The sequence below is a fragment of the Corallococcus sp. Z5C101001 genome, from assembly GCF_007352635.1.
GTDB classification, from domain to species: Bacteria; Myxococcota; Myxococcia; order Myxococcales; family Myxococcaceae; genus Corallococcus; species Corallococcus silvisoli.
Window position 1 is genome coordinate 58,036 of record NZ_VKLU01000019.1, and the last position, 25,605, is coordinate 83,640.

Annotated in this window: 24 protein-coding genes; 20 read left to right on the forward strand and 4 right to left on the reverse strand. The window is 71.9% G+C overall.

Features of this window, described 5'->3' with window-relative positions; all coding sequences use genetic code 11:
* The first annotated feature begins 12 nt into the window (after nt 1–12).
* The 11 genes from FOF48_RS33045 to FOF48_RS33095 all read left to right on the forward strand — a co-directional run bounded on the left by FOF48_RS33045 (nt 13) and on the right by FOF48_RS33095 (nt 9,702).
* Complete coding sequence (locus FOF48_RS33045) at nt 13–576, forward strand: chemotaxis protein CheW (RefSeq protein WP_143908401.1); 564 nt, start codon at nt 13–15, stop codon at nt 574–576.
* Nucleotides 573–1,100 (forward strand): chemotaxis protein CheW, encoded by a 528-nt coding sequence (locus tag FOF48_RS33050; RefSeq protein ID WP_143908403.1) that lies wholly within the window; start codon nt 573–575, stop codon nt 1,098–1,100. Before FOF48_RS33045 ends, FOF48_RS33050 begins: the two co-directional genes overlap by 4 nt.
* A 45-nt stretch (nt 1,101–1,145) precedes the next feature.
* Nucleotides 1,146–1,538 carry a hypothetical protein gene (locus FOF48_RS33055; RefSeq protein ID WP_143908405.1) on the forward strand — a complete coding sequence of 131 codons (393 nt, stop codon included), beginning with the start codon at nt 1,146–1,148 and terminating at the stop codon, nt 1,536–1,538.
* Nucleotides 1,526–1,894, forward strand: a complete 369-nt coding sequence (locus FOF48_RS33060; protein ID WP_143908407.1) for a hypothetical protein — start codon at nt 1,526–1,528, stop codon at nt 1,892–1,894. Before FOF48_RS33055 ends, FOF48_RS33060 begins: the two co-directional genes overlap by 13 nt.
* Nucleotides 1,891–3,882, forward strand: coding sequence for a HEAT repeat domain-containing protein (locus FOF48_RS33065; RefSeq protein WP_143908409.1), 1,992 nt, complete (start codon nt 1,891–1,893; stop codon nt 3,880–3,882). Before FOF48_RS33060 ends, FOF48_RS33065 begins: the two co-directional genes overlap by 4 nt.
* A 13-nt stretch (nt 3,883–3,895) precedes the next feature.
* The gene (locus FOF48_RS33070; protein ID WP_186002174.1) at nt 3,896–4,768 is read left to right on the forward strand and encodes a protein-glutamate O-methyltransferase CheR; all 873 of its coding nucleotides are present in this window, start codon (nt 3,896–3,898) and stop codon (nt 4,766–4,768) included.
* Nucleotides 4,768–5,811, forward strand: a complete 1,044-nt coding sequence (locus FOF48_RS33075; protein ID WP_143908411.1) for a chemotaxis response regulator protein-glutamate methylesterase — start codon at nt 4,768–4,770, stop codon at nt 5,809–5,811. Before FOF48_RS33070 ends, FOF48_RS33075 begins: the two co-directional genes overlap by 1 nt.
* Nucleotides 5,812–5,881: 70 nt before the next feature.
* A complete protein-coding gene (locus FOF48_RS33080; protein ID WP_143908413.1) occupies nt 5,882–6,268 on the forward strand; it encodes a response regulator in 387 nt (128 codons plus the stop codon).
* A 26-nt stretch (nt 6,269–6,294) separates the two neighbouring features.
* The gene (locus tag FOF48_RS33085) at nt 6,295–7,059 is read left to right on the forward strand and encodes an ABC transporter ATP-binding protein (RefSeq protein WP_143908415.1); all 765 of its coding nucleotides are present in this window, start codon (nt 6,295–6,297) and stop codon (nt 7,057–7,059) included.
* Nucleotides 7,056–8,786, forward strand: a complete 1,731-nt coding sequence (locus tag FOF48_RS33090; protein WP_143908417.1) for a putative ABC exporter domain-containing protein — start codon at nt 7,056–7,058, stop codon at nt 8,784–8,786. Before FOF48_RS33085 ends, FOF48_RS33090 begins: the two co-directional genes overlap by 4 nt.
* Nucleotides 8,737–9,702 carry an NAD(P)-dependent oxidoreductase gene (locus FOF48_RS33095; RefSeq protein WP_328701120.1) on the forward strand — a complete coding sequence of 322 codons (966 nt, stop codon included), beginning with the start codon at nt 8,737–8,739 and terminating at the stop codon, nt 9,700–9,702. Before FOF48_RS33090 ends, FOF48_RS33095 begins: the two co-directional genes overlap by 50 nt.
* A 48-nt stretch (nt 9,703–9,750) precedes the next feature.
* Here FOF48_RS33095 and FOF48_RS33100 read toward each other — a convergent pair whose 3' ends face one another.
* Nucleotides 9,751–9,948, reverse strand: coding sequence for a hypothetical protein (locus FOF48_RS33100; RefSeq protein ID WP_143908421.1), 198 nt, complete (start codon nt 9,946–9,948; stop codon nt 9,751–9,753).
* A 9-nt stretch (nt 9,949–9,957) separates the two neighbouring features.
* Here FOF48_RS33100 and FOF48_RS33105 point away from each other — a divergent pair, with 9 nt between their 5' ends.
* Entirely contained in the window at nt 9,958–10,227 is a 270-nt protein-coding gene (locus tag FOF48_RS33105) for a hypothetical protein (RefSeq protein ID WP_143908423.1), read from the forward strand.
* 197 nt (nt 10,228–10,424) lie between these two features.
* Here FOF48_RS33105 and asnS read toward each other — a convergent pair whose 3' ends face one another.
* Entirely contained in the window at nt 10,425–11,825 is a 1,401-nt protein-coding gene (gene asnS / locus FOF48_RS33110) for an asparagine--tRNA ligase (RefSeq protein ID WP_143908425.1), read from the reverse strand.
* A gap of 205 nt (nt 11,826–12,030) precedes the next feature.
* Between asnS and leuS the strand changes: the two genes are divergently transcribed.
* From leuS to lptE, 3 genes are read left to right on the forward strand one after another with little or no spacing between them, the layout of a single operon-like run.
* Nucleotides 12,031–14,532 (forward strand): leucine--tRNA ligase, encoded by a 2,502-nt coding sequence (gene leuS, locus FOF48_RS33115; protein ID WP_143908427.1) that lies wholly within the window; start codon nt 12,031–12,033, stop codon nt 14,530–14,532.
* A 43-nt stretch (nt 14,533–14,575) separates the two neighbouring features.
* On the forward strand, nt 14,576–15,127 hold the full coding sequence (locus FOF48_RS33120; protein WP_143908429.1) for a hypothetical protein: 552 nt from the start codon (nt 14,576–14,578) through the stop codon (nt 15,125–15,127).
* 32 nt (nt 15,128–15,159) lie between these two features.
* Nucleotides 15,160–15,681: an LPS assembly lipoprotein LptE gene (gene lptE, locus FOF48_RS33125; protein ID WP_143908431.1), complete on the forward strand. Its 522-nt coding sequence runs from the start codon at nt 15,160–15,162 to the stop codon at nt 15,679–15,681.
* Between the two features lie 47 nt (nt 15,682–15,728).
* On the opposite strand, the gene rpsT is transcribed toward lptE, so the two are convergent.
* On the reverse strand, nt 15,729–15,992 hold the full coding sequence (rpsT, locus tag FOF48_RS33130; RefSeq protein WP_143908433.1) for a 30S ribosomal protein S20: 264 nt from the start codon (nt 15,990–15,992) through the stop codon (nt 15,729–15,731).
* A 161-nt stretch (nt 15,993–16,153) separates the two neighbouring features.
* Nucleotides 16,154–17,341, reverse strand: a complete 1,188-nt coding sequence (gene mazG, locus FOF48_RS33135) for a nucleoside triphosphate pyrophosphohydrolase (protein WP_143908435.1) — start codon at nt 17,339–17,341, stop codon at nt 16,154–16,156.
* Between the two features lie 105 nt (nt 17,342–17,446).
* Between mazG and FOF48_RS33140 the strand changes: the two genes are divergently transcribed.
* The 5 genes from FOF48_RS33140 (at nt 17,447) to ybeY (ending at nt 25,512) form a co-directional block, all read left to right on the forward strand.
* Nucleotides 17,447–19,600, forward strand: coding sequence for a tetratricopeptide repeat protein (locus FOF48_RS33140; RefSeq protein WP_143908437.1), 2,154 nt, complete (start codon nt 17,447–17,449; stop codon nt 19,598–19,600).
* A gap of 3 nt (nt 19,601–19,603) precedes the next feature.
* Nucleotides 19,604–20,722, forward strand: a complete 1,119-nt coding sequence (locus FOF48_RS33145; protein ID WP_143908439.1) for a DUF4388 domain-containing protein — start codon at nt 19,604–19,606, stop codon at nt 20,720–20,722.
* Between the two features lie 96 nt (nt 20,723–20,818).
* On the forward strand, nt 20,819–21,907 hold the full coding sequence (locus tag FOF48_RS33150) for a PhoH family protein (protein ID WP_143908440.1): 1,089 nt from the start codon (nt 20,819–20,821) through the stop codon (nt 21,905–21,907).
* Between the two features lie 207 nt (nt 21,908–22,114).
* The gene (locus FOF48_RS33155) at nt 22,115–24,634 is read left to right on the forward strand and encodes an HD family phosphohydrolase (RefSeq protein WP_143908442.1); all 2,520 of its coding nucleotides are present in this window, start codon (nt 22,115–22,117) and stop codon (nt 24,632–24,634) included.
* A complete protein-coding gene (gene ybeY / locus FOF48_RS33160) occupies nt 24,631–25,512 on the forward strand; it encodes an rRNA maturation RNase YbeY (RefSeq protein ID WP_186002175.1) in 882 nt (293 codons plus the stop codon). Before FOF48_RS33155 ends, ybeY begins: the two co-directional genes overlap by 4 nt.
* Nucleotides 25,513–25,605 lie beyond the last annotated feature (93 nt).

Consider the following 25,605-nt stretch of genomic DNA (forward strand, 5'->3'; position numbering starts at 1 on the left):
ATCCTCCGCCGGGTGTCCCGTTTCGAAGCCCTGCTCGACGCGTTCTTCTACCGTCCGGACGAGGACGTCGGCGGTCTGCTGGACTTCGCGGCGGGCAGTGACGGGCTGGCCCCGAGCATCCTGGAGGAGGAGCCCACCGAGTACCTCGCCTTCCGCCTGGAGGCGGAGTGCTACGCGGTGCCCATCCTCGCGGTGCGGGAGATCTGCAAGGTGCCGCTGCTCACGGAGATCCCGCGCGCGCAGCCGCACCTGCTGGGCGTGATGAACCTGCGCGGCGAGCTGCTGCCCGTCTACGACGTCAAGCTGCGGCTGCGGCTCGCGGAGGTGCCTCCCGTGGTCGCGGGGCCGGATGCGGGCCTGCCTCCCCGGGCCGCGCGCATCCTGGTGCTCAAGACGGAGGATGGGCCCGCGGGCGTGTGGGTGGACTCGGTGGCGGGCGTGGTGCGGCTCAAGCCGTCCATGGTGGAGCTGTCACCCGCGGGGCTGCGAGGGGACCGCGACTGCGTGGCGGGGCTGGGGCGCAAGGGCTCGCAGCTCTACATCCTGTTGGACCCGGAGCAGGCGCTCACCCCATGACGGACCCCGTGAACCTGCTGGCCCGCCGTCCTCGCGGTGGCGGGCCCGACGACCCTCCGGCCCCCGACGCGGAGGCGCAGCTGTGCGCCTTCTTCGTGGGCAATGAGGAGTACGTGCTCGACATCATGCGCGTGGAGGAGATTCTTCCTCCCCAGCGCGTCATCCCCATCCCCCACGCCCCGGCCTTCGTGGAGGGGGTGTTGCACCTGCGCGGCGCGATGCTGCCGGTGGTGGACCTGCGCCAGCGCCTGCTGGGACAGGCGACCCCGGAGACCCGGCGCACGCGGATGCTCGTCTGCCGGCTGGGGACGCGACGCGTCGTGGCGCGGGTGGACCGCGTGGCGGAGGTGCTGCGCGTGCGCCGCGGCGACATCAAGCCCGCGCCGGCGCTCATGGCCGCGGGCCGCACGCCCTTCGTGGTGGGCGTGTGCGGGCCGCCGGAGCGGCTGCGGCTGCTGCTGGACCTGAAGGCGCTCCTGCGCGCGGAGCTGGAGCGGGAGTCACGGCCGCCGACAGCGACCTGAGGGGCCCGTTTTCGTCGTGCGTCCCGGCGGTTTAACGGGGACGCCATGCGAGACCTGACCGGGCATCGAAAGGCGTTGGGGCTTCTCTACGTGTTCGTGCACGCGCTGACGCTCCTGGGCGCCGTCGGGCTGGGGGTCGTCACCTGGATGATGGTCCACATCGCCACGGGCCGCGTCGCGCACTCGCCCGCGGGGTATTCGGTCGCGATCTACGGGATGGTGGCGTTCACGGTCGCCGTCTTGTGGGTGGCGCTCGCCGGGCTGTCCCTGGGCATGGGGCTGCTGCGCGGGCAGTCCGTGTCCAGGGGCACGGCCACGGTGCTCGCCATCCTCGCGCTGGCCAACTTTCCGGTGGGGACGGTGCTCGGAATCTACTCCCTCTGGTTCTTCGGGCAGGAGGGGTGGGATTCTGGGCCCGAGGAGGCATGCGCGACCTGAGCGGACACCGGCGGACCCTGAGCCCCTTCTTCGTGGCGGTGCTCGGCCTCCGCCGGTTCGCCAGCTCGCGCCGCGTCATCGGCTGCCTCCGCGCGCCCTCCGTCGGGCAGGCCCGTATCGCGGACGCGGTGGCCATGACCCGCCTCTTGGTCCTCTCGCTGGCGCGGGCCTTCGCGGGGCGTGTCGTGCGCCAGCGGAGCGGCCGCCCCGTGCCCAGGTTGCTCGGACTGGCGCTCTCCGGGCTCTCGCTGACAGGATTCCCGCCAGGGACCGCGCTGGGGCTCGATGCCCCCGGGGCCCGCATCCCAGCGGCGGACCGCTTCTGGGCCCTGCCACCAGAGGAGGACGGCGGATGAGCGACACGGTGCGGTCTCCCGAAGTGCTGGAGGAGGCGCGCTACCGGGCGTTGCAGGCGGTGGATCCGCGCACGCCAGGGGCCCTGGAAACCCTCACGCAGGGACTGCACGACGAGAGCTGGCGCGTGCGGCACGCGGCCGCGGAGGGCTTGCGCCGCGTCCCGGACGCGCCAGGAGTCACCGCCCGGCTCATCTCCGTCCTGGGCGAGCGGGGCGAGACAGGCGCGCGCAACGCGGCGGCCGAGGCGCTTGCCGGCATGGGGCCCGTGGCGCTGCGTCCGCTGGTGCGCCTGCTGGAGCACGAGGATCCGGATCAGCGCAAGCTCGCGGCGGACATCCTGGGACAGCTGGGTCGCCCGGAGGTGGAGGACGTGCTGCTGCGCGCGCTCTCCGACGTGGACCTCAACGTGCGCGTGGCCGCGGCGGAAGCGCTGGGCCGGCTGGGCGGGGACGCCGCGGCGCGGGCGTTGGAGTCACTGCTGGACGCACCCACGGCCCTCTTGCGGCTGGCGGCGCTGGAGGGCCTCGCGTCGCTCAAGCGCGCGCCGCCCCTGGCGCGGGTGATGGCGCTAGTGGAGGACCCGGGCCTGCAACGCAGCGCCTTGCGGCTGTTGGGGCTGCATCCCCCAGGCGTGTCCACGGAGCGCATCTGTCAGGCCCTGGCCTCTCCGGTGCGTTCGGTGCGCGAGGCCGCCTTCGTCGCGTTGGGCACCCAGGCGGGAGGGCTGGGGCCCTATGAGCGGGGCGAACTGGACGCGGTCGCGCGCGCGGTGGTGGGCGGCATTCCGGAAGTGACGGAGCGGGTGGCGCAAGCGCTGGATGGCGAGGACGTGCAGGTGCGGGCCGGCGCGCTGGTGGTCGCGGGGGCGCTGGGAGAAGCGTCGCTCGCGGTGGCGGTGGCGGAGGTGGCGCGCGAGGACCGGCTCCTGCGCGAGGTGCTCTTCACCCTGGGACAGCTGGGGCCGGAGGGACGGCGGCTGCTGCTGGGCAACATGGGGACGCTGTCCCTGCCCGCGCGCACGGTGGCGGCCGAGGCGCTGGTGCTGCTGGTGGATGCGACGTCGGTGCCGGAGCTGTGCGCGCTCCTGGAGTGGGCGGAGGATGACCTGCGCACGGTGGTGGTGCGGGCGCTGGGGCGCACGCGCTCGCCGGACGCCGTGGCGCCGCTGGTGGCGCTGCTCGCGGATCCTTCCCTGTCGGGGATGGCGTCGCGCGCGCTGGAGCAGCTGACCGTGGGCCACCCGCTGGTGGCGCTGGCCGCGCTGGAGGCGGCGGTGGAGCAGCGCACGACGCCCGCGGCGGTGGCGGTGCTGGGGCGGCTGGGCGGTGCGCGGGTGCTGCCCCTCTTGCGGCGGCTGGCGCGCGACGAGGACGCTGCGTGGCGCGCGGCGGCGGTGGAGGCGGCGGGCAGGGCGGATGGCGAGACGGGCCAGGAGCTGGCGCGCGGCGCGCTGGCGGACGAGTCCGCGAAGGTCCGCGTCGCCGCGGTTCGCTCCCTGGGGCAGCAGAAGGGGACGGAGACGTCGAACTTCCTGGCGCTCGCGCTGAAGGACGAGGACCGCGCCGTGCGCCTGGCCGCGGTGGAGGCGGTGGGGGGCGTGGGGGCGAAGGACCGTTCAGAGGACCTGGAGGCGCTGGTGCGCCACGGCGACGGCGCGCTCGCGGTGCTGTCGGTGCGGGCCCTGGCGAAGCTGGGGACGGTGGGGCCGGGCGTGCTGTGGGACGCGCTGAGCCACCCCGACGCGGAGGTGGTGAAGGCGGCGCTCGCGGCGCTGACGTCGGCGGAGGCGAGCGCGGATGGGGCGGCGCTGGCGGTGTCGCTCCTGGGCCACCCCCGGTGGGATGTCCGTGCGGCGGCCGCGCGCGTGCTGGGCGGCCTGGACCGTCCGGAATGCCTGCCCGCGCTCCAGCAGGCCCTCTCGGTGGAGCACGATGGGCTCGCCCGGGTCGCGTTGTCGGACGCGGTGGCCCGGCTGTCGGGGCGTTGAGGAGGGCGCGCGGATGCCACGCTTCGACGAGGGTCGCCCGGAGATGACGCTGGAGGAGTTCCGGCTGCTGCGCGACCACGTCTACGCGCACTGCGGGATCCTCATCCACGAGAACATGAAGTTCGTGATGGAGCGCAGGCTGTGGCCCCGGCTGGAGGCACTGGGGCTCCAGGACTTCGGCGCGTACCACCGCTACCTGCGCTACGACGTCCAGCGCCACGCGGAGCTGGAAGCGGCGGTGGAGTCCCTCACCACGCACGAGACGTACTTCTTCCGCGAGCCCGCGCAGCTCAAGGCCTTCTGCGAGGAGCTGCTTCCCATCCTGGAGAAGCGCAACGCGCACACGCGCCGTCTGCGGTTGTGGTCCGCGGGGTGTTCCTCCGGAGAAGAGGCGTACACGGTGGCGATGCTGTTGAAGGAGAGCGGCCGCTTCGATGACTGGGACGTGGAGGTGTACGGCACGGACCTGTCGCGCCGGGTGCTGACGGTGGCCCGCCGCGCCGAGTACGGCCCCAGCGCCCTGCGCGCGACCCCCCCGGAGCTGCTGGAGCGCTACTTCGTCCCCGCGGGGGTGAACCGCGTCCGTGTGCGCGACGACGTGAAGGCGTGGGTGAGCTTCGGCCATCACAACCTGTCGGACGTGGCGGCGAGCCAGCTGGTGCCGCGCACCGACGTCGTCTTCTGCCGCAACGTGATGATCTACTTCGACCTGGCCGCGCGCCGCCGGGTGTTGGGCGTCATCCGCGACCGGCTCTGTCCGGGGGGCTACCTGCTCCTGGGCCACGCGGAGAACCTGCTCAGCCTGGGCGCGGACTTCGAGCTGGTGCATCTGAAGGGCGACCTGGTGTACCGCCGGCCGGAGCTTCCGTCCTTGGAGGGGCGCTGATGGGGCGTCCGCTCACGGTGCTCGTCATCGACGACTCGGCCACCAACCGCCGAACGCTCACCACGTTGCTGGAGTCCTCCGCGGACGTGGAGGTGCTGGACTGGGCGCAGGACGGCGAGGAAGGCCTCAAGAAGGTCCTGGAGCTGAAGCCGGACGTGGTGACGCTGGACCTGGAGATGCCCCGCCTGGGGGGACACACCTTCCTGCGCCTGCTGATGCGCGTGTCCCCCACGCCCGTCATCGTCATCTCCAGCTACGCGCACAAGTCGGATGTGTTCAAGGCGCTGGAGCTGGGCGCGTTCGACTTCATCGCCAAGCCGCCCCGGGGCACGCCAGAGGCACTGGAGGGCCTGCGGCGCGAGCTGCTGGACAAGGTGCGCGCGGCCCGCCACGTGAAGTCCGGCGGACGCCATGGCGCCGCGCTGCGCAGCGCCGTGCTCTCCGGAGAAGCGCCGCAGGTCATCGCGGTGGGGGCGTCCACGGGCGGACCTCCGGCGGTGCAGCGGCTGCTGGAGGGGCTGTCCGCCGAGCCGGCCGTCAGCGTGCTGGTGGGCCAGCACATGCCCTCGCAGTTCACCCGGGCCTTCGCGGAGCGCCTGGACCGCATCGGGCCCTTCACGGTGACGGAGGCACGCGAAGGCGACGTGGTGGCGCCGGGCCACGTCTACATCGCGCCGGGCGGGCGGCACCTGCTGCTGACGGAGCGCTCGGGGCGGATGGAGCTGCGCACGCCATCGCCCGTGGCCGCGGACAAGTACGCCCCGTCGGTGGACCGGCTCTTCGAGAGCGCGGCGGAGGTGCTGGGTTCACGCGCGGTGGCGGTGGTGCTGACGGGGATGGGGGCGGACGGAGCCCAGGGCGTGCGCGGCGTCCGGCGCGAGGGCGGGGAGACCTGGGCCGAGTCCGAGGACACGGCGGTGGTGTTCGGCATGCCCAAGGAGGCCATCGCCACGGGGGCGGTGACGCGCGTGCTTCCATTGGACGACATCGGCTCGGAGCTGGCCGCGCTGGTGCGCCGCCGCCGTCAGTCGTCCGGCCAGTGAATCGGTGGTTGCCGGACAGGCCGCGTCACAATCCCGGGCCCGGCGGCGCGCGGGTGTTAGTGTCGGGGGCATGTCGCAGCAGCCGATCCGCGCGTTGGTGGTGGATGACTCGCAGGCCATGCGCCGCAGCATCATGTACGCGCTTCAGCGTCTGGCGGGCGTGGTCTGCGTCGAGGCGCAGGATGGCGTGGAGGGGCTGAAGAAGCTCTCCACGCAGGGCCGCTTCGATCTGGTGATGACGGACATCAACATGCCGTTGATGGACGGGCTGAAGCTCATCCACCACATCCGTCAGACGGAGGAGCACCGGGCCGTGCCCATCGTCGTCGTGACGACGGAGGGCGCGGACGCGGACCGCGCGCGGGCCATGGCGCTGGGGGCCACGGCCTACCTGGTGAAGCCCGTGCAGGCCCGGGTGGTGCTGGACACGGTGAAGGAACTGCTGAAGCTCGGCTGAGCTTCGCGAAGGGTCCCAGGGCACGCATGGAACCGGCGCTGGACGTCGAGGGGTTGGAGAAGACGTACGGCGCGGTGCGGGCGGTGCGTGGGCTCACCTTCCAGGTGGCGCCCGGCGAGGTGCTGGGCCTCGTGGGGCCCAACGGCGCGGGGAAGACGTCCACGCTCCGGTGCCTCGCTGGCATCCTGCCGCCGTCCGTGGGGCGCGTGCGGGTGGCGGGGCATGACCTGTCGGAAGCGCCCGTGGAAGCGAAGCGGCGGTTGGCCTTCCTGCCGGACGAGCCGCGCTTCTTCGAGTACCTCACCGTCTGGGAGCACCTGAACTTCACCGCGCGCCTCTACGGCGTGGAGGACTGGGAGGAGCGGGGCCGCGCGCTCCTGGAGGAGATGGAGCTGACGGGCCGGGAGAAGTCGCTGCCCGGCGAGCTGTCGCGCGGGATGAAGCAGAAGCTGTCCATCGCATGCGGCTTCCTGCACCAGCCGCGGCTGATCCTCCTGGACGAACCGCTGACGGGGTTGGATCCGCTGGGCATCCGCCGGATGAAGGCGTCGCTGCGCCGCCGCGCGGAGGAGGGCACTGCGCTGGTGCTGTCGTCGCACCTGCTTCCGCTGGTGGAGGAGCTGTGCCACCGGCTGCTCGTCATCGCCGGAGGCCGCGCGGTGGCGCTGGGCTCGCTGCCGGAGATCCGTGAACAGATGGCGGGTGGCGCGGGGGACGGCGCGTCGCTGGAGGAGCTGTTCGTGCGCATCACCAGCGCGGCCGCGGAAGCGACGGGGCCCGGGGACTCGTGAGCTTTCCGGGCGCGGTGGCGTTCCTCTGGGTGAGGACGTGGCGCAACCGGGTGGTGCGTCAGGTGCGGCGGCTCAAGCACCCGCGCTACCTGCTGGGCGCGCTGGTGGGGCTCGCGTACCTGTACTCGCTCGTGGGCCGCAGCGTGTTCGTGGTGGGGACGGGGCGCGCGGTGTCCCCGAACGCGAAGCTGTTCGCGGAGCTGTCGCTGGAGGTGTCGGTGCTGGGCACGCTGGTGACGGCGTGGGTGCTGGGCGCGGACCGGCCCGCGCTGACCTTCACGCAGACGGAGGTGCAGGCCTTCTTCCCCGCGCCCGTCACGCGCCGGGCGCTGCTGCACTACAAGCTCCTGCGAGGCTTGTTGAGCGCGGGGCTGGCGGCGCTGGCGGCGACGCTCTTCGTGGGGCGCTTCACCAGCTCCCGTCCGGAGCTCTTCTTCCTCGGGGCGTCGCTGGCCATGGGGACGCTGTACCTGCACGGCACGGCGGCGTCGTTCGTGCGCGCCTGGCTCGTGTCCCAGGGGCGCTGGGGCGGCGCCGTGCGCTGGGCGGTGGTGGCGCTGGTGCTCGTGGCGGCGGTGGGGACGCTGCTGTCCACGCTGGATGCGCACCCGTGGCCCGCGGACGCCTCCGCGCCGTTCGCCGTGCGCGAGTGGCTGCGGGATGTCCTCGACGCGCCCGGCCCCCGCGCGGTGCTGTGGCCGGGCCGCGCGCTGGTGGCCCCCGCGATGGCGCACAGCGGACAGGAGTTCCTGCGCTACCTGCCCGCGGCGCTGGCGCTGCTCGCGGCGCACTACGCCTGGGTGCTGGCGGTGGAGGTCCCCTTCGAGGACTCGGCGGTGGCGAGCGCGGACGCGCGGACGCGTCAGCGGGCGGAGCGGGGGAACCGGGCCGCGCGTGTGGGGGCCATCCACGTGGGCCGGGTGCCCTTCGTGCTGGGGCCTCGGGGGCGTCCAGAGGTCGCGCTCCTGTGGAAGAACCTCATCGCGCGCAGGCGGATGGGCAGCGGGCTGGTGATGCTGCTGGCCTTCGTTGTGCTGGGGGCGACCCTCGCGCTGGTGATGGGCGACACGCGCCTGTTCGCCAACAGCCGCGAGTTCCTGGGCCCCATGGCGCTGATGGTCGCGGTGGCCATGGCCGTGATTGGCCCGAGCGCGTTCCGGACGGACCTGCGCATGGACCTGCCCAAGCTGGAGCTGCTGCGCGCGCTGCCGCTCACGGGGCGGCAGGTGGTGGGCGCGGAGCTGGCCGCGTCCGCGCTGACGTTGGGCGCGGCGCAGTGGGTGATGCTGGCCGTGGCGGGCGTGCTGGGCGTGGGCTCGGACGACGTGACGCTCGCGCAGTGGTCCACGCCGGTGGTGCTGGGGCTGCTGTCGGTGTTGCCGGCGCTGGGGCTCGCGGGGCTGTTCGTGCAGAACGCGGCGGTGGTGCTGCTGCCCGCGTGGATTCCGGCGGACTCGGAGCGGGCGCGCGGCGTGGAGGCGCTGGGGCAGCGGCTGCTCACGCTGGTGGGCACGCTGGTGGTGACGTTCCTGGGACTGTTGCCCGCGGGCGTGGTGGCCCTCCTCGTGGGCTACCCGCTGTTCACTGTCGTGGGGCGCTGGGCCGTCCCGCTCGCGGGCCTGGCGGCGGCCGGAGCACTCTTCGCGGAGGTGGCGCTGGGCGTCGCCGTCCTGGGCCGTGCCTTCGAGCGGCTGGACGTCTCCGAAGAGCAGGCGAACGAAGCGTGAACGCGAGCACGAAGGGAGCATCTCCATGAAGGTCGGCTTCATCGGATTGGGAAACATGGGCGAGCCCATGGCGAAGAACCTGCTCGACGCGGGTCATCAGCTCACCGTCTGGAACCGCACCGAGTCCAAGGCCGCGCCGTTGAAGCAGCAGGGCGCGCGCGTGGCGAAGACGCCCGCGGACGCCGCGCGTGACGCGGAGGCCGTGGTGTCGATGCTGGCGGATGACCACGCCGCGGAAGGTGCCGTCCTGGGGAAGGACGGCGTCGCCAGCGCGCTGCCGAAGGGCGCCATCCACGTCTCGTCCAGCACCATCTCCGTCGCGCTGTCGGAGCGGCTGGCGAAGGCGCACGCGGAAGCCGGGCAGGGCTACGTCGCCGCCCCCGTCTTCGGCCGCCCCGAGGCCGCCGCGGGCAAGCAGCTCTGGGTCATCACCGCCGGCCCCAAGGCCCAGGTGGAGCGCGTGCGTCCGCTGCTCACGGCCCTGGGGCGCGGCCTCACGGAACTGGGCGAACGGCCCTCCGCCGCCAACACGGTGAAGCTCTCCGGCAACTTCCTCATCGCGTCGATGATGGAGTCCCTGTCGGAGGCGTTCGCGCTCGCGGAGAAGTGCGGCGTGGAGCGCGCGGCGTTCCTGGACGTCTTCAAGGCCGTCTTCGCCCGCTCGCCCATCTTCGAGAACTACGCGGCCACCATCGCGAAGGGGCAGTACACGCCCGCGGGCTTCGCGCTGCGCCTGGGCCTCAAGGACATGACGCTGGCGCTGGAGGCGGGCCGTGGCGCGGAGGTGCCGCTGCCGTTGGCCAGCCTCCTGCGCGACCACTTCCTCACGGGCGTGGCCCAGGGCCGCGGCGACGAGGACTGGTCCGCGCTGGGCGCGCTCGCGCAGGAGCGCGCGGGCATCCGGAAGAAGGCATGAGGGGGCAGGGGCCCTCCATGTGGGAAGGCCCCTGCTTCTCGGAGGGCCTCACTTCTTCTTTCGCAGCACCTCCGCGGGAAGGTTGCGGCGCTCCGCCGTCAGGAAGACCGACAGCACCATCACCAGGGGGTTGGGCAGCACGACGAGGATGAGGATGAGGATGAGCCGGCAGGCGCGGATGAGCCTGCGCGGCCCCGCCTTGAGGACGCGCCAGCAGGCGCGCCCCGCGTTCGAGAGAAAAGACATGCGGACTCCATGAACGGAGAAACCTTCCAGGGACGGGGCCTCTGGAAGGGCTCAGTGCAGGAGCGCTCGATGGAGGAGGAAGCGCCGCCGGGGCGGCCCGAGGAGCTGGGGCCGCCGGGCGACACGGTGGACGGCTGCCCGTACGCGGGCAGGGCCGGGGCGCGGCGCCGGGGCGCTGAGCCGCGCGGGGGGCTTCACCTCGCGGGGGCGTGCCTGGGGGGCGCGCCGCTCGACCCAGGCCGCGACGGCCGCCTGGGGCACGGGCAGCGGATGCGCTGACGCACCGGCCCCCAGGGCCAGCGCGACGCACGCCAGCGCCAACCTCAGCCAGCGAGCCATCCGGTGCGCATGCCAGGACACGGGACCAACGTAGCCAGGACGCCGCGCGGGTCAAACCCCCCGTCAAGAAAGAAGGGCCTCCCGGGAACGCATCCACGGGAGGCCCTGGGTCATCGGCGCATCCTGCCCACCGGCCGTTAGAAGGCGGCGGAGCCCGGCACGCGCGGGTAGGGGATGGCGTCGCGGATGTTCTGCAGGCCGCACATGTAGACGATGAGCCGCTCGAACCCGAGCCCGAAGCCCGCGTGCGGCACGGTGCCGTAGCGGCGCAGGTCGCGGTACCACTGGTAGTGCTCGGGGTTGAGGCCGAACTTCCGCATGCGCGCATCCAGCACGTCCAGGCGCTCCTCGCGCTGGCTGCCGCCGATGATCTCGCCGATGCCCGGGGCGAGCACGTCCATCGCGGCCACGGTCTTCCCGTCCTCGTTGATGCGCATGTAGAAGGCCTTGATGGCCTCCGGGTAGTTCATCACCACCACGGGCCGGCCCACGTGCTCCTCGGTGAGGTAGCGCTCGTGCTCGGTCTGGAGGTCCTTGCCCCACTCCGGCGTGTACTCGAACTTCTTCTTCGCCTTCTGGAGGATGGAGATGGCGTCCGTGTAGTCGATGCGCTCGAAGCTGGAGCCGATGAACTTCTCCATCCGCTCCGTGACGCCCTTCTGCTGGCGCTCCTCGAAGAACTTCATGTCCGGCGCGCACTCGTCCAGCACGGCCTTGAACACGTACTTGAGGAACCGCTCCGCCAGCGCCGCGTCCTCGTTGAGGTCCGCGAAGGCGATCTCCGGCTCAATCATCCAGAACTCGGCCAGGTGCCGCGTGGTGTTGCTGTTCTCCGCGCGGAACGTGGGGCCGAACGTGTAGACCTTGGACATGGCCAGGCAGTACGCCTCCACGTTCAGCTGCCCGGACACGGTGAGGTAGGCCTCCTTGCCGAAGAAGTCCTTGCCCCAGTCAATCTTGCCGTCCGGACCGCGCGGCGGGTTGCTGGCGTCCAGCGTGGACACGCGGAACATCTGCCCGGCCCCCTCCGCGTCGCTGGCGGTGATGATGGGCGTGTTGACCCAGCAGAAGCCCTCGGTGTGGAAGAAGCGGTGCACCGCCTGCGCGGCCGCGTTGCGCACGCGGGTGATCGCCCCGAAGGTGTTGGTGCGCACGCGCAGGTGCGCCACCTCCCGCAGGAACTCCAGCGAGTGCTGCTTCGGCTGGATGGGGTAGGTGTCCGGATCATCCACCAGGCCCAGCACCTGGACCTCGTCCGCCTGCACCTCGAAGGACTGCCCCTTGCCCTGGGACTGCACGAGCGTGCCGCGGCAGATGACGGAGGCGCCCGCGCTGAGGCGAAGGACCTCCTTCTCGTAGTTGGGCAGCGAATTGGGCGCGACGACCTGGATGGGGTCGAAGACCGACCCGTCGCTCACGTTGACGAAGCTGATGCCCGCCTTGGAGTCGCGGCGCGTCCGCACCCAGCCGCGCACCTCCACCTTCGAGCCCGCCTCGATGGCCCCCGACAGGGCCTTCTTCACACTCACGACCTGCATGGTGCTCTCCCTCTGCTCCAGACCGGGAAGGCGAGTTAGTCGCGCCCGGGCCCGAGGGCAAGCACCGAGCGAGTCCCACCCCACCTTGGGCCCCTCCCACCAGGGCCGCCCGGTCAGGTGGGGGAGGGCGCCGGCCGTCCAGGCCTTCGACGCGCCAAGACTTGTTGCCCGCGTGTCCTACCTCCCGCTAAGAGTCCGAAGAGCCATGGCGATGAACGAGCGTTACGAGCCGCAGTCGATCGAAGGAAAGTGGCAGACCCGCTGGGAGCAGGAGGGCCTCTTCCGGGCAGGCAGGCGCCCGGATGCCCCCAAGAAGTACGTCCTGGAGATGCTGCCGTACCCCAGTGGCCAGATGCACATGGGGCATGTGCGCAACTACCTCATCGGGGACGTCTACGCGCGCTACTACCAGATGCGCGGCTTCGACGTGCTGCACCCCATGGGCTGGGACGCCTTTGGCCTGCCGGCGGAGAACGCGGCCATCAAGGACGGCGTCCACCCGGCCATCCGCACCCGCGAGAACATCGAGTCGTTCAAGGCGGAGATCAAGACGCTCGGCTACAGCTACGACTGGACGCGCGAGGTCAACACCAGCCAGCCGGAGTACTACCGCTGGAACCAGTGGTTCTTCCTCCAGATGCTGGAGCGCGGGCTCGTCTATCGCCGCTTCAGCAAGGTGAACTGGTGTACCGGCTGCCTCACCGTCATCGCCAACGAGCAGGTGAAGGACGGCCGCTGCGAGCGCTGCGACTCGGAGGTGCAGGACAAGGAGATGCCCGAGTGGGCGTTCCGCATCACGCGCTACTCGCAGGACCTGCTCGACGCGCTCGACACGCTGAAGGAGTGGCCGGAGCGCATCACCGCGGCCCAGCGCAACTGGATTGGCCGCTCGGATGGCGCGGAGGTGGACTTCCGCGTGCAGGGGCATGACGCCGCCCTGCGCGTCTTCACCACCCGCGTGGACACGCTCTTCGGCTGCACCTACGTGGTGCTCGCGCCGGACCACAAGCTCGTCGCGCAGGTGACGACGGCGGAGCGCCGCGCGGCCGTGGACGCGTTCGCGAAGAAGATGGCCGCGCAGAACAAGACGGAGCGGCTGGGCGAGGACGCGGAGAAGGAAGGTGTCTTCACCGGTGGCTACGCGGTGAACCCCGTGACGGGCCAGCCGGTGCCCATCTGGATCGCCAACTTCGTGGTGAGCGACTACGGCACCGGCGCGGTGATGAGCGTGCCGGCGCACGACGCGCGCGACTTCGCCTTCGCGCGCAAGTACGCGCTGCCCGTGCGCGTCGTGATCCAGCCGGCGACGGGCGACAAGCTCGGGGCGGGGGAGACGCTGACGGAGGCGTACACGGACGACGGCGTGCTCGCGGACTCCGGTGACTTCACCGGCATGCCGTCCACGGAGGCGCGCAAGAAGCTGGCCGCGAAGCTGGAGTCGCAGGGGCAGGGCAAGGCCACGGTGACGTACCGCCAGAAGGACTGGGGCTTCAGCCGCCAGCGCTACTGGGGCACGCCCATCCCCATCGTCTACTGCGAGAAGTGCGACCCGGAGCGCAAGGGCATCCCCGTGCCGTTGGAGCAGCTCCCGGTGCGGCTGCCGGACATCGACACGCAGGCGGTGCTCACCGGCAAGGGGGAGCCGCCGCTCGCGAAGGTTGCGTCCTTCGCCAACACGACCTGCCCCAAGTGCGGCGGCCCCGCGCGCCGGGAGACGGAGACGATGGACACCTTCGTCGACTCCTGCTGGTACTTCGCGCGCTACCTGTCGCCGAAGTACGACGCCGCGCCCTTCGACCCGAAGGAGGCGCAGCGCTGGCTGCCGGTGGACGTGTACGTGGGCGGCCCCGAGCACGCCGTGATGCACCTGCTCTACTTCCGGTTCTGGACCCGCGTGATGAAGCTGCTCGGGTTGTCGCCGGTGGACGAGCCCGTCACGCGGCTCATCACCCAGGGCATCGTCAACGGCGCGGACGGCCGGAAGATGGGCAAGCGCTACGGCAACGGCGTGGCCCCGTCCACCATCGTGCAGAAGTATGGGGCGGACACCGCGCGCACCTACGTGCTCTTCGCGGGCCCGCCGGAGCGCGACTTCGACTGGTCCCACGAGCAGGTGGAGGGCGTCTTCCGCTTCCTCAAGCGCGTGTGGACGCTGGCCGCGACGCACCAGGCGTCGGTGGCGGGGGCCACGCATGACGGCCCCTACGAGGGCAAGGCGCTGGAGACGCGCCGCGCGGCGCACAAGTGCGTCAAGCGCGTGAGCGAGGCCATCGAGCGCCTGTCCTTCAACACCGCCGTCGCCGGCGTCATGGAGTGCGTGAACGCGCTCTACGCGGTGGGCACGCCGGAGACGCCCGCGGAGAAGGCGGCCATGGCGGAGGCGATGCGGCTGCTCGCGCGCATCCTCACCCCGTTCGCGCCGCACATCGCGGACGAGCTGGCGGAGGCCTACGGCGCGAAGGCGTCCACCGTCACGGAGGCCTGGCCGGAGTTCGACCCCGCGCTCGTGGTGGACGACGTGATTCCGTACGCCGTGCAGGTGAACGGCAAGCTGCGCGCGGAGGTGCGCGTGGCGGCGGACGCGGGTGAGGCGGACGTGCGCGCGGCGGCGGAGGCGGACGACAAGGTGAAGGCCGCCCTCGAAGGCAAGACGCTGCGCAAGTTCGTCTTCGTCCCCAAGCGGCTGGTGAACTTCGTCGTCGGCTGACGAAAGAAGAGAGGGAGGCGCGGTGCCCGCGGAAGTGCTCGTCATGTGCTCCTCCTGCGGGCGCCCCCAGTCGGCGGCCCGGCGCCGCTGTGCCTTCTGTGACGCGGAGCTGCCAGAGGCCCCCCTGCCGCCCCTGGCCCCGCCACCACAGTCCCCGGGTCGTCCCCCGCTGTCGTTGGACCTGGGCAACCGGCGTGCCCTGGTGGTGAGCGGCGATCGCCTGTCATTCCAGGGACGTCCCGGCGGAGGCCCCCCGCTCGACGTGGCGTGGGCGCGGGTGCGGCGGCTGGAGTGGCGCACGCGCCCCTATCTGGAGGCGCTGGGTCTGCTCGCCTTCACCGCGCTGGGGCTCTGGGCGCCAGCGCGGGAGGTGCGGCTCATGGCCCTGGTGGCGGGGGCCCTCGGGCTGCTGCTGACGGCGCTGTACCGCCATCACGGCCTCACCGTGGAGGTGGAGGACGGCACCCGGCTGAGGTGGCCGCTGGGCATGGCGCTGAGGGGCTCGGCCCGCGAGGCGCGCCTCAAGGCGGCCCGGGTGGCGTTGGAGGACACGGGGCGTGAGCGAGGCGTGCCGCTGGCCAGCCCCGGCGCTTGACGGAGGATCGCCGCCGGGTAGGGTGCGCGCCCATGCGGCCCTCGAGGAACGTGGTGCGGGTGGGTGCGGTGAAGGCGTTCCGCTGGGGCGTGGCCGCGGCGGCGCTGCTGGGCGCCGGGTGCGGCTACCGCTTCACGCCGTGGGGCTCGGCACTGCCAGCGGGCGTGGGACAGGTGTGCGCGCCCATCTTCGCCAACGACACGCCAGAGCCCGCGCTGGAGAACCTCTTCACGCGCTACCTGCGCCAGCAGCTCGTTCAGGCGGGCCGGTTGGCCAGCGCTCCAGGCTGCACGTCCACGATTGAAGGGGCGGTGCTGAACGTCTGGGCGTCCCCGACCATCGTCGTCGGCAACTACCGTGTCTCCACGACCGTGCGTCTGCGCCTCTTGAAGGAGGGGCAGCTGCTCGGGGAGACGGTGGTCTCGGGAACGGAGGATTACCTCCAGGGCCGGGGCGGCGTCCTGGAAGCGGAGGCCAACCGTCAGGCCGCGCTCGCACGTCTGGCTGAGACGCTCATGCGCGACGGATACGACCGGTTGGCCAGCACCTGGTGAGGACCGGGGAACCCGGTCCTCGACGCTCGGTGTGCTTCAGGAGACGGCTAGGCCTTCTTCGCGGCGGCCTTCGCCAGCCGGGAGATGCGGCGCGCTGCGGTGCGCTTGTGCAGGACGCCCTTGCTGGCCGCCTTGTTGAGGGTCTTGGAAGCCGCCTTGAGCGCATCCGTCGTCTTCGTACCGTCCTTAGAGGCAATGGCCTCGCGGGCGGACTTGACGGCGTCCTTCACCGAGGTCCGGACATTGACGTTCCGGGCGCGGCGCTTCAGGGACTGGCGGTAACGCTTCTCTGCGGACTTGGTGTTCGCCAAGGCAATGCTCCAGCGGAAGGCAAGGCAAGGAAAAAGAGGGGCCGTCCTTACTGCGATGCCCCCGTTGCGTCAAGGCACGCGTGCGATCGCGATCAGGATTTCCGGTTCCGGAGGGCCCGGGAAGGCCTCCGGAAGGGGCGCGACGCCGCTCGCGGGAAGAATCATGCCGGCGGGGCGGCGTATTCCCACTTCAGCCCGGCGGGATCCAGGAACTGGAAGCCGGAGGGGGTGGCCGACCCCGGCACCAGCCGCTGGGGGTGGTGCGCGAGGAACAGCCCCTGGAGCCGGGCGACGGCCGCCTCCGAGGGGGCCTCCAGCGTCAGGGCCGCCGGGGGCCCACCGGCCCCAGCCGGGGCGCCCGGCGTGAAGACGAGCCCCAGGCCCGCGCCTGTATAGGCCGCCGTGCCCTCGGGGGAGCGGGTGGGGGTCCAGCCCAGCCAGGAGGCCATGGAGTCCCAGAAGGCCCGCTGGGCCTCCACGTCCGGCACGGCCAGGCGCAGGGTGGCCACGGCCGCGCGGGGCAGGTGGGCGGGCGGGGGAAGCGCCTTCTCCACGGCCTTCGCGGCCTGCCAGTGGCGCTCCATGTGATCCAGGGTCGCGCCGCCGAAGGGGACCTGCTCCTCGTGCAGCTTCGCCTCGATGTACTGGAAGCGGCTGGTGAAGCGGCGGGTGGCCATGCGCAGCGCGTCCTCCGCCGGCGTCTTCACGAAGCGGGCGAGGTTCGCGAGCGAGAACAGCACATCCCCCAGCTCGTGCTCGATGGCGTCCCGTCCGCCGGACGCGATGGCCTCGTCCAGCTCGCGCAGCTCCTCGTCCAGCTTGCCGCGCACCCCGGCGAGGTCCGGCCAGTCGAAGCCGATGCGGCTGGCCTTCTCCGTGAGCCGCTCGGCGCGCAGCAGGGAGGGGGCCGCGGTGGGCACTCCGTCCAACACCGAACCCGCACGCCCTGTCTTCTTCTTGCGCTCCTCCGCCTTCAGCTGCGCCCAGTTGGCCAGCACCTGCTCGGCGCCCTTCACCTGCTGATCCCCGAAGACGTGCGGGTGCCGGCTGGTGATCTTGTCGCTGATGGCCGCGCACACGTCCGCCATCGTGAACTCGCCCAGCTCCGCCGCCAGCTGCGCGTGGAAGACGATCTGGAAGAGCAGGTCTCCCAGCTCTTCGCACAACGGCCGCCAGGGGCCGCCGTCGGAGACGCGGTCCATCTCGTCCAGGACCTCGAATGCCTCCTCGGTCAGATAGGGGCGCAGCGAGCGCAGGTCCTGTTCGCGGTCCCACGGGCAGCCGCCCTCGGCCCGCAGCCGCCGCATGATCTCCACCAGCCGTTCCAGCTCATTTCCAGGCGCCGCCATGTATCCACTCCCGTGCAGTCTGCCGCCGCGGGCTCCTGTAGCACGGGGCCCGGGCACGCCATGATTTCGTGTCGTCCGCGCTGTCGCCTATCATCGGACGTCCGGATGCTCCGCTCGTTCCTCGGCCTGTGTTGCAGCCTCGTGCTGCTTGTCCCCGCGCGTGCCCCTGCCTTGACGCAGGACGCGCCCACGCGCATCCAGGAGACCTACCTGGGGGACCCGGAGCCGGACCCCAGCTCCTTCCAGGCCACGGACGATGATCCGGAGACCGACTCGTCCGCCGAGGAGGCCGACGAGCCGGATCCCCGGCCCCGCCCCGACACCCGCCGCCGCGTCATCGCCCCGCCGCCAAAGGCCGCGGCCCCCGCCGCGCCGGAGCCTCCGCCCGTCGTCGTCGCGCCCCGCCCCGCCCTCACCCCGGTGCTGGCGCCGAAGGTGACGGACGCGGACCTGCTGGCCCTGTGGGAGAAGTGGAAGGCGGCCCGCTCGCGCAACGACACCGCCTCCGCGGAGGCCGCCCAGAAGGAGCTGCTCACGCTGCGCGAGGAGGTCCTCGCTTCCGATCTGGAGCCCCTGAGCATGGGCTTCGTGCGCGAGGCGGAGGTCCGCCGCCGCGCCGGAGACCTGACGGGCGCGCTCGCGCTCCTGGACGTGGGCGTGTCCTTGTCGCCAGGGCTGCCCGCCGCCCGCTTCGCCCGGGCGGAGATGTACGTGGTGGAGGATCCGCTCAACGTCTCCCGCGCGCTCGGAGAGTGGAAGGACGCGCTCGTGACGCTGGCGAAGGATGCGCGCTACCGCCGGCCGGCGCTCACGGACCTGGGCGCGGTGGCGCTCGCGGCCTGGGCGGCCACGGCGGTGGCGGTGGTGGCGGTCCTCTTCCTGCGCAGGGTCCGCTACGCGCTGCATGACTTCCACCACGTCTTCCCCCATGCGGTGACTCGCTGGCAGTCCGGACTGCTGGGCCTGTTGCTCCTGGCGCTGCCCGCGGTGCTGGGCGTGGGCCTGGTGCCGCAGCTGCTGCTGCTCTTCGCCGTGTCCGCGCTGTACGTGGGCCGCGCCGAGCGCTGGGTGGCGGCGGCGCTGCTCGTGGGCCTGGGCCTGATGCCGCTCGCCGCGGGGGCGCTCGCGCGCTTCACCGTCTTCGCCGGCACGCCCGCGGAGGACGTCTACCTCCTGGAGCGCGGGGGCCTGTCCGCGGAGGGCGCGGCGGCCCGGGTGCGCGCGCGGGCCGGGGCCCGGACCGCCCGTTTCCAGGAGCTGGGGGCGCTCGCCTTCTACGAGTCGCGTCGCGGCCTGCTGGAGGAGGCCCGGGCGGACTTCAAGGCCGCCTCCGCGCTGCGCGAGGGCGATGCGCGGATGCTCACCCGCTTCGGCAACGCGCTGCTGGGCCTGGGCGACGTGGACGGCGCGGTGCTCCTCTACACCCAGGCCTCCAAGGCCGACCCGTCGATGGCGGCGCCGCACTACAATCTGGGGCAGGTGTACCGGCGGCGGGCCCGGCTGCTGCCAGATGATCAGCTGGGTCCGGAACTGGACCGGTCCACCTCCGCCGTCGCCACCGCGCAGTCCCTGGATGGCTCGCTCATCGCGCGCTCGCCTCCTCCGGAGGACCGCCCGCTGCTCAACCTCCTGCTGCTGTCCCCCCAGGTGCCGGAGCGGGACTGGATGGCGCTGGCGGATGACGCGCAGGAGGGCGCGCGCGTGGAGGCCCAGGTGGGCCGCTGGCTGCTGGGCGGCATGCCGCAGGGCCCGGTGGGCTGGGGGCTCACGGCGGTGCTCGCGGCCCTGGTCGCGCTGTGGGGCGAGGCCGCCTGGCGCATGAAGGCCTCCCGAGGCTGCGAGCGCTGCGGCCACGCCGTCTGCCAGCGCTGCGACAAGGACCTGGGCGTGGGCAGCGCGATGTGCGGCCAGTGCGTGCACGTCTACGCGCGCAAGAGCCAGGTGCCCAAGGAGTTCCGCTCGCGCAAGCAACTGGAGGTGGAGCGCCACCAGGCGTGGACGAAGCGGGTGACGTACGCGCTGGGCGGGCTGGTGTCCGGGGCCGGCCACGTGGGCACGGGCCTGCCGGTGCGCGGGGCCCTCTATGCCTTCGTGTTCAGCTTCGCGGTGGCCGCGCTGGTGCTCCACCGGGGCCTGGTCCGCACTCCCTACGGGGATGCGCCGCTGTACCTCAAGCTGGTGCCCGCGGGCGCCATGCTCTTCTTCGTCTACCTGCTGACGCTGCGCGGCCTGCGCCGCCACCAGCGGGGGGAGGCCTGAGCCATGGCCCTCAAGGGGACCCTCAAGGATTTCGGCATCGGCGACATCCTGCAGCTCATCGGTCAGCAGCAGAAGACGGGCACGCTCCACCTGCGCAACAAGGACCAGGAGGTGCGCGTCGGCTTCCAGGACGGCCACATCATCAAGGCCGAGAGCCTCACCCGGAAGCGCAAGGAGCTCATCGGCGCCATGCTGGTGCGCGCGGAGATCATCACGGAGACCCAGCTGGAGGCCGCGCTGGAGGTCCAGAAGCGCACCCTCAAGCGGCTGGGCGACGTGCTCGTGCAGAGCCACGCCCTCACCGCCGAGCGCTTCCAGCAGATGGCCCAACTCCAGGTGACGGAGACGCTCTACCGCCTCTTCACCTGGAAGGCGGGCACCTACGAGTTCATCCAGGAGCCCGTGGAGCCCGGCCCCGAAGGCATCACCCCGCTGCGCGCGGAGACGGTGCTGATGGAGGGCTTCCGGATGGTGGACGAGTGGCCCGTCATCCGCAAGCGCATCCACCGCGACGACATGACCTTCGAGCGCGTCAAGGCGCTCCCTCCGCCCCGCGCCCACGCCGACGAGGGCGGGGAGCTGGGCGTCATCGGGCCGTCCGAGCGCCACGTCTACGAGGAGATCGCCGTGGGGCGCGACCTGCGCCGGATGGTGGACCTCTGCGGCCTGGGGGAGTTCGAGACCTGCAAGGCGCTCTACACCCTGGTCAAGGGCGACTACGTGCGCGCCATCGACCCGGAAGGTCGCGCCCCCCTCCCCGACGACAGCCGCCTCGTCGCCCGGGTGGCGGGCCCCCTGGGGCGGATCGCCGTCACCATGGCGGTCATCGCGGGGCTCGCCTTCATCGCCTCCCGCTGGGTCGAGGGGCGGGGACCGGAGTCAGGTGCCTCCCGGTTGGGCGATCCCGCCGCCCAGCGTCAGATTGCCCACGCGCAGCGCGTCCGCATCGAGGCCGCCCTGGAGGTATTCCAGTTGGAGAAGGGAACCCTGCCGGAACGCCTGGATGCACTGGTGGATGCCGGATTGTTGACGCAAGAGGAACTGCGTTACCCGTGGCGGGAGGAGTACTATTACCGCCGCACGGCCGCTCGACAGTTCATCCTCCTCCCGCCCGTGCGCTAGCCAGCGGGCAGGCTCGCACCGGAGGGTTGGCGGGCATGGGGGGGAGGGCGGCGTTACGTTGTCGGCGAGCGACCACTGAACGAGGAACCACGCGCATTGCGAAACCCCGCCACGCTGGAAGTGCCCGCTGCTCGCGCTGAATCCACTCCCACCTCCGCCAAGGTGGACGTCCGTGACAACGAGACGACCCAGGCCCTGTGCGGAAACCAGAACGAGAACCTCAAGCTGATGGAGCGGCGCCTGGGCGTCCGGGTGGGGCAGCGCGGTACGGAGCTGCTCCTGTCGGGCCCCGCGGACGCCGTCGCCTTCGCCGTGCGCCTCGTGGAGAACCTGGAAGGGATGATCCGCGCCGGCCGCACCGTCTACCGCGAGGACGTGGAGCAGGCCATCAAGGTCCTGGGCCGCGGCCCGGAGTCGCTGCAGGAGGTCATGCTCGGCACGGTCCTCAAGAGCTCCGGCAACCGGCAGATCGCCCCCAAGAGCATCGCGCAGAAGCGCTACGTGGACGCCATCCGCGCCCACGACATCGTCTTCGGCGTGGGTCCCGCCGGCACCGGCAAGACGTACCTGGCCATGGCCATGGCGGTCGCCTTCCTCCAGGAGCGCAAGGTCAAGCGCATCATCCTGGCGCGCCCCGCCGTGGAGGCCGGTGAGAAGCTCGGCTTCCTCCCGGGCGACCTGGCGGAGAAGGTGAACCCCTACCTGCGCCCGCTCTACGACGCGCTGCACGACATGATGGCCGTGGAGCGCGCCCAGCACCTGGTGGAGCAGGGGGTGGTGGAGGTGGCGCCGCTCGCGTTCATGCGCGGCCGCACCCTCAACGACGCCTTCGTCATCCTCGACGAGGCGCAGAACACCACCGTGGAGCAGATGAAGATGTTCCTCACCCGCCTGGGCTACAACAGCAAGGCGGTCATCACGGGCGACGTCACCCAGGTGGACCTGCCCACGGGCAAGCTGTCCGGCCTGAACCACGCGCGCACCGTGCTGAAGAACATCGAAGGCATCCACTTCTCGGAGTTCTCCGACGTGGACGTCGTGCGCCACCCCCTGGTGCAAGAGGTCATCCGCGCCTACGAGCGCTCCGAGTCCGCCCAGAAAGAGGCCCAGGCCGCCCGCGAGTCCGCCCTGGCTCCGGAGGCCTCGGCCCCCGCGGCCCCGCAGACGGACGGCTCCCAGGCGTGACGTTCCACCCACCACCCCCGCTCCCAGGCTCACGCCGGGACGGGGGTGGAGTCGCTCGATGGCCCACATCCCGGCCTGTTGGCTTACCTGCATTTTTCGCAGAGCGAACTGGCGTCCGGGCGGCGGCTGTCCCACCCTCACGAATTTTCCCCGTCCCTGCTTCCTTGTAGGGAGCCTCGACGTCTTCGCAGGGTGAGGAGTTCCCCCATGGCCGATCCTGAATCACCGACCCCCGGGCCCAGTCCGCTGGACGCGCTCGCGGTCCGCCTGGGGCTGGGGCGCGGCGGGGATTGGGGCCGGCGCGTCGTGCAGGGCCTGCTGTTGCTGGTGGTGTCGGTGGGCGCGGGCTTCGTCATCTCCCCGGGCCTCTACAGCCAGCAGATCCCCGCGCTCACCGAGGAGCACGTGGGCAAGCCCTTCCGGGCCAACTCACCCGCGGGCTTCAAGGCCGCGCGCGACTACGACATCGTCCACCAGGCGATGACGGAGCAGCGCCGCCGCGAGGCCCGGAGCGCCGTCCGCCCGGTGTACGACCTCAACCCCGCGGTGGTGGGCACCCTGCGCGCGTCCGTGCGCGCCGCCTACTCCACCGCGCGAGACCGCCTGGAGGAGGAGAAGGAGGCCCGCGCGGAGGAGGCCCCGCTTGAGGAAGGACAGGGCAAGCGCCGCCGCCCCGCCATCCCCACGCCGGAGGCCCTGGAGCGCCAGCGCCGCGACCGCGAGGAGATGCAGGCGCAGTTCCAGGAGCAGCTCTTCGGCCAGCGGGACGCGGGGCTGGAGGGCGAGGACTTCCAGGCGCTCGTCGCCAACGGGTTCTCCGAGGAGGCGGAGGCCGCCACCCTGGTGCTGTTGGACCGCGCCTACCGCGCGGACCGGGGCCAGGTGTACGTGGCCGGCTCCCGCGACGAGCTGGTGCGCGAGGCCCCCCAGGGCCTCACCGTGCGCGACGTGCAGCGCAAGAACGAGGAGACGCTGCCCGCGGGGGCCGTGCAGGTGGTGGACATCCGTGAAGCGCACCAGGAGCTGGACCGCTTCGCCTCCGTGCCCGGCAACGTGCTGCCGGAGGCCCCGGCGGTGCAGCGCCGCGCGGTGCTGCGCATCGCCAAGCGGCTGGTGCGCCCCAGCCTGACCATCAACATCGCGGAGACGGACCTGCGCCGCCGGCTCGCGGGCGACGCGGTGAAGGACGCCGTCATCGCCATCAAGAAGGGCCAGCGCGTCATCGGCGACGGGGAGCTCGTCAACGAAACGCACCTGGTGGTGCTGCGCGGGATGCGCGCGCAGACGGACCGCCTGGACCTGCTCCAGCTCCAGGTGGGCGGCACGGGGCTCGTGGCCCTGCTGGTGGTGTCGTTCTACGGCTTCTGCCGCGCGGCCTTCCGCCGCTTCCGCCCCACGCGCAAGGACGGTGTCCTGTTGGGCCTCCTGCTGGTGGGCCTGCTGGGCCTGCTCCAGGTCTGGGTGTCCATCGCGGACGCGGTGCAGGACCGGTACACGGCGCTGCCCATCGAGGCGTTCTATTACGCCTTCCCGGTGGCGGCCGGCGCCATGCTGGTGCGCTTCATCCTCGCGCAGGAGCTGGCGCTCTTCTTCGCCATGGTGTTCGCGTGCCTCGCGGGGGTGATGCTGGGCAACTCGCTGGCGTTCGGCATCTACACGCTGGTGGGCTCGCTGGTGGCGGCGGACCGCATCGTGAAGGCGAAGGACCGCGTCGGCATCTTCCGCGCGGGGCTCGTCACCGGCGTCGCCAACCTCATCGCGGTGCTGTTCCTGTTCCTCGTGGAGGGCAAGGGCCTGGCGGGCGACACGCTCGTCACCGGGGTGTGCGCGTTCTTCGGCACCGCGCTGGCCGTCCCGGTGATGGTGATGGCGCTGACGCCGCTCATCGAGGCCACGTTCGGCTACGCGTCGGACATCAAGCTGCTGGAGCTGGCGAACCTGAACCACCCGGCGCTCAAGGAGCTCATCGTCCAGGCGCCCGGCACGTACCACCACTCCATCATCATCGGGACGCTGGTGGAGAACGCGGCGGAGACCATCGGCGCGAACCCGCTCCTGGCGCGCTCGTGCGCGTACTACCACGACATCGGCAAGGGCCGGAATCCGCTCTACTTCGGGGAGAACCAGAAGGGAGAGAACCGGCATGACGGCCTGGCGCCCGCGATGAGCGCGGTCATCATCAAGCGCCACGTGACGGAAGGCCTGGAGATGGCGCGGCAGTACCGCCTGCCCAAGCTGGTGGCGGACGCCATCCCGCAGCACCACGGCACCCGCACGGTGGGCTTCTTCTTCCACAAGGCCCTGAAGGAGCAGGAGGGCAAGGAAGGCGCGCCCCCCATCGACGAGAGCATCTACCGCTACCCGGGCCCCAAGCCGCAGTTCCGCGAGGCGGCGCTGGTGATGATCGCCGACGCGGTGGAGGCCTCCACGCGCTCCATGCCGGACCCGACCAGCGCGAAGCTCCAGGCGCAGGTGCAGAAGATCATCAACATCATCTTCTCCGAGGGCCAGCTCGACGAGTGCGACCTGACGCTCAAGGACCTGAACCTCATCGCCCAGTCCTTCCTGCACACGCTGGAGGGCATCTACCACACGCGTCCCGTCTACCCGGCGGGCGCGATGGGCGGGGGCAAGGCGGGGTCGCCGCTGATGATGGCGCCGGCCCCGGCGAAGACGGACGCCAAGGACTCGAAGGACACGAAGGCGAGAACGGCGGGCATGTCATGAGCCGCAAGGTGGAGGGCGTGAAGCTGCGCAAGGGCAAGGTGATTCCGCGCGACGACGGCAAGCGCATCGAGGAGTTCGTCGGCGTCGCCAGCACGCAGACGGAGTCCGCGTCGGTGGCGCGCATGCGGGCGCCTCCGGGCTGGAGCGAACCCGCGCAGACGCCGGAGTTCGACGAGGTGGTGCTCGTCCTCACGGGCGAGCTGACCCTCGTCGTGGACGGCAAGCGCGAGCGCATCAGCGCGGGCGAGGTGGGCCTGGTGCCGCGCGGCAAGCGGGTCGTGTACCGCAACGACAGCCAGGGCGCGTGCGACTACTGGTCCATCTGCGCGCCGGCGTTCCGCGTGGAACTGGCGCACATCGAGAAGCCGCAGGTGAAGCCGAAGGCGGCGGACAACCAGGTGACGGTGCAGGTGGCGCACGGGCAGGGCGCGGACTACGAGCGCCTCTTGACCACCTGGGGCCGCGACTACCTGAAGCGCCTGGGGCTCACCGGCTGCGAGCTGTCGCTGTCGCTCGTGGGGGACCGGGCCATCCGCCGGCTCAACCGCACCTGGCGCCAGAAGGACAAGGCCACGGACGTGCTGTCCTTCCCCGCGGGGGACCAGCCCAAGGGGACGCCGGGCCCGCGCCCGCTGGGCGACGTGGTCATCTCCCTGGACACGGCGAAGCGGCAGGCGAAGGAGTACGGCCGCACGCTGGAGTCGGAGATGGGCCGCTACCTCGCGCACGGGCTGCTGCACCTGCTGGGGCACGACCATGAGAAGCCGCGCGACGCGAAGCGCATGGCCGCCCTGGAGGAGCAGCTGCTGGGGGAGCGCGGGATGGTGGCGGATTCGCTGACCATCGACTCGCGCGCCCGCCGGGCCAAGCTCATCTGAGGACCCTGACCGGGGGCCTGCCGGGGCCCCGGGCCCACCCCCGGGTGGTCGACACCCTTCCGGCCCCGCCGTTGAGTCAGGGGCCGCGCGTGA

Bases quoted from the DNA above. Each gene is read 5' to 3' on its own strand.
- FOF48_RS33050 (WP_143908403.1), top strand. From the start codon at position 573: ATGACGGACCCCGTGAACCTGCTGGCCCGCCGTCCTCGCGGTGGCGGG.
- FOF48_RS33055 (WP_143908405.1), top strand. From the start codon at position 1,146: ATGCGAGACCTGACCGGGCATCGAAAGGCGTTGGGGCTTCTCTACGTG.
- FOF48_RS33060 (WP_143908407.1), top strand. From the start codon at position 1,526: ATGCGCGACCTGAGCGGACACCGGCGGACCCTGAGCCCCTTCTTCGTG.
- FOF48_RS33065 (WP_143908409.1), top strand. From the start codon at position 1,891: ATGAGCGACACGGTGCGGTCTCCCGAAGTGCTGGAGGAGGCGCGCTAC.
- FOF48_RS33070 (WP_186002174.1), top strand. From the start codon at position 3,896: ATGCCACGCTTCGACGAGGGTCGCCCGGAGATGACGCTGGAGGAGTTC.
- FOF48_RS33075 (WP_143908411.1), top strand. From the start codon at position 4,768: ATGGGGCGTCCGCTCACGGTGCTCGTCATCGACGACTCGGCCACCAAC.
- FOF48_RS33080 (WP_143908413.1), top strand. From the start codon at position 5,882: ATGTCGCAGCAGCCGATCCGCGCGTTGGTGGTGGATGACTCGCAGGCC.
- FOF48_RS33085 (WP_143908415.1), top strand. From the start codon at position 6,295: ATGGAACCGGCGCTGGACGTCGAGGGGTTGGAGAAGACGTACGGCGCG.
- FOF48_RS33100 (WP_143908421.1), bottom strand. From the start codon at position 9,948: ATGTCTTTTCTCTCGAACGCGGGGCGCGCCTGCTGGCGCGTCCTCAAG.
- FOF48_RS33105 (WP_143908423.1), top strand. From the start codon at position 9,958: ATGAACGGAGAAACCTTCCAGGGACGGGGCCTCTGGAAGGGCTCAGTG.
- asnS (WP_143908425.1), bottom strand. From the start codon at position 11,825: ATGCAGGTCGTGAGTGTGAAGAAGGCCCTGTCGGGGGCCATCGAGGCG.
- leuS (WP_143908427.1), top strand. From the start codon at position 12,031: ATGGCGATGAACGAGCGTTACGAGCCGCAGTCGATCGAAGGAAAGTGG.
- FOF48_RS33120 (WP_143908429.1), top strand. From the start codon at position 14,576: ATGTGCTCCTCCTGCGGGCGCCCCCAGTCGGCGGCCCGGCGCCGCTGT.
- lptE (WP_143908431.1), top strand. From the start codon at position 15,160: ATGCGGCCCTCGAGGAACGTGGTGCGGGTGGGTGCGGTGAAGGCGTTC.
- mazG (WP_143908435.1), bottom strand. From the start codon at position 17,341: ATGGCGGCGCCTGGAAATGAGCTGGAACGGCTGGTGGAGATCATGCGG.
- FOF48_RS33140 (WP_143908437.1), top strand. From the start codon at position 17,447: ATGCTCCGCTCGTTCCTCGGCCTGTGTTGCAGCCTCGTGCTGCTTGTC.
- FOF48_RS33145 (WP_143908439.1), top strand. From the start codon at position 19,604: ATGGCCCTCAAGGGGACCCTCAAGGATTTCGGCATCGGCGACATCCTG.
- FOF48_RS33155 (WP_143908442.1), top strand. From the start codon at position 22,115: ATGGCCGATCCTGAATCACCGACCCCCGGGCCCAGTCCGCTGGACGCG.
- ybeY (WP_186002175.1), top strand. From the start codon at position 24,631: ATGAGCCGCAAGGTGGAGGGCGTGAAGCTGCGCAAGGGCAAGGTGATT.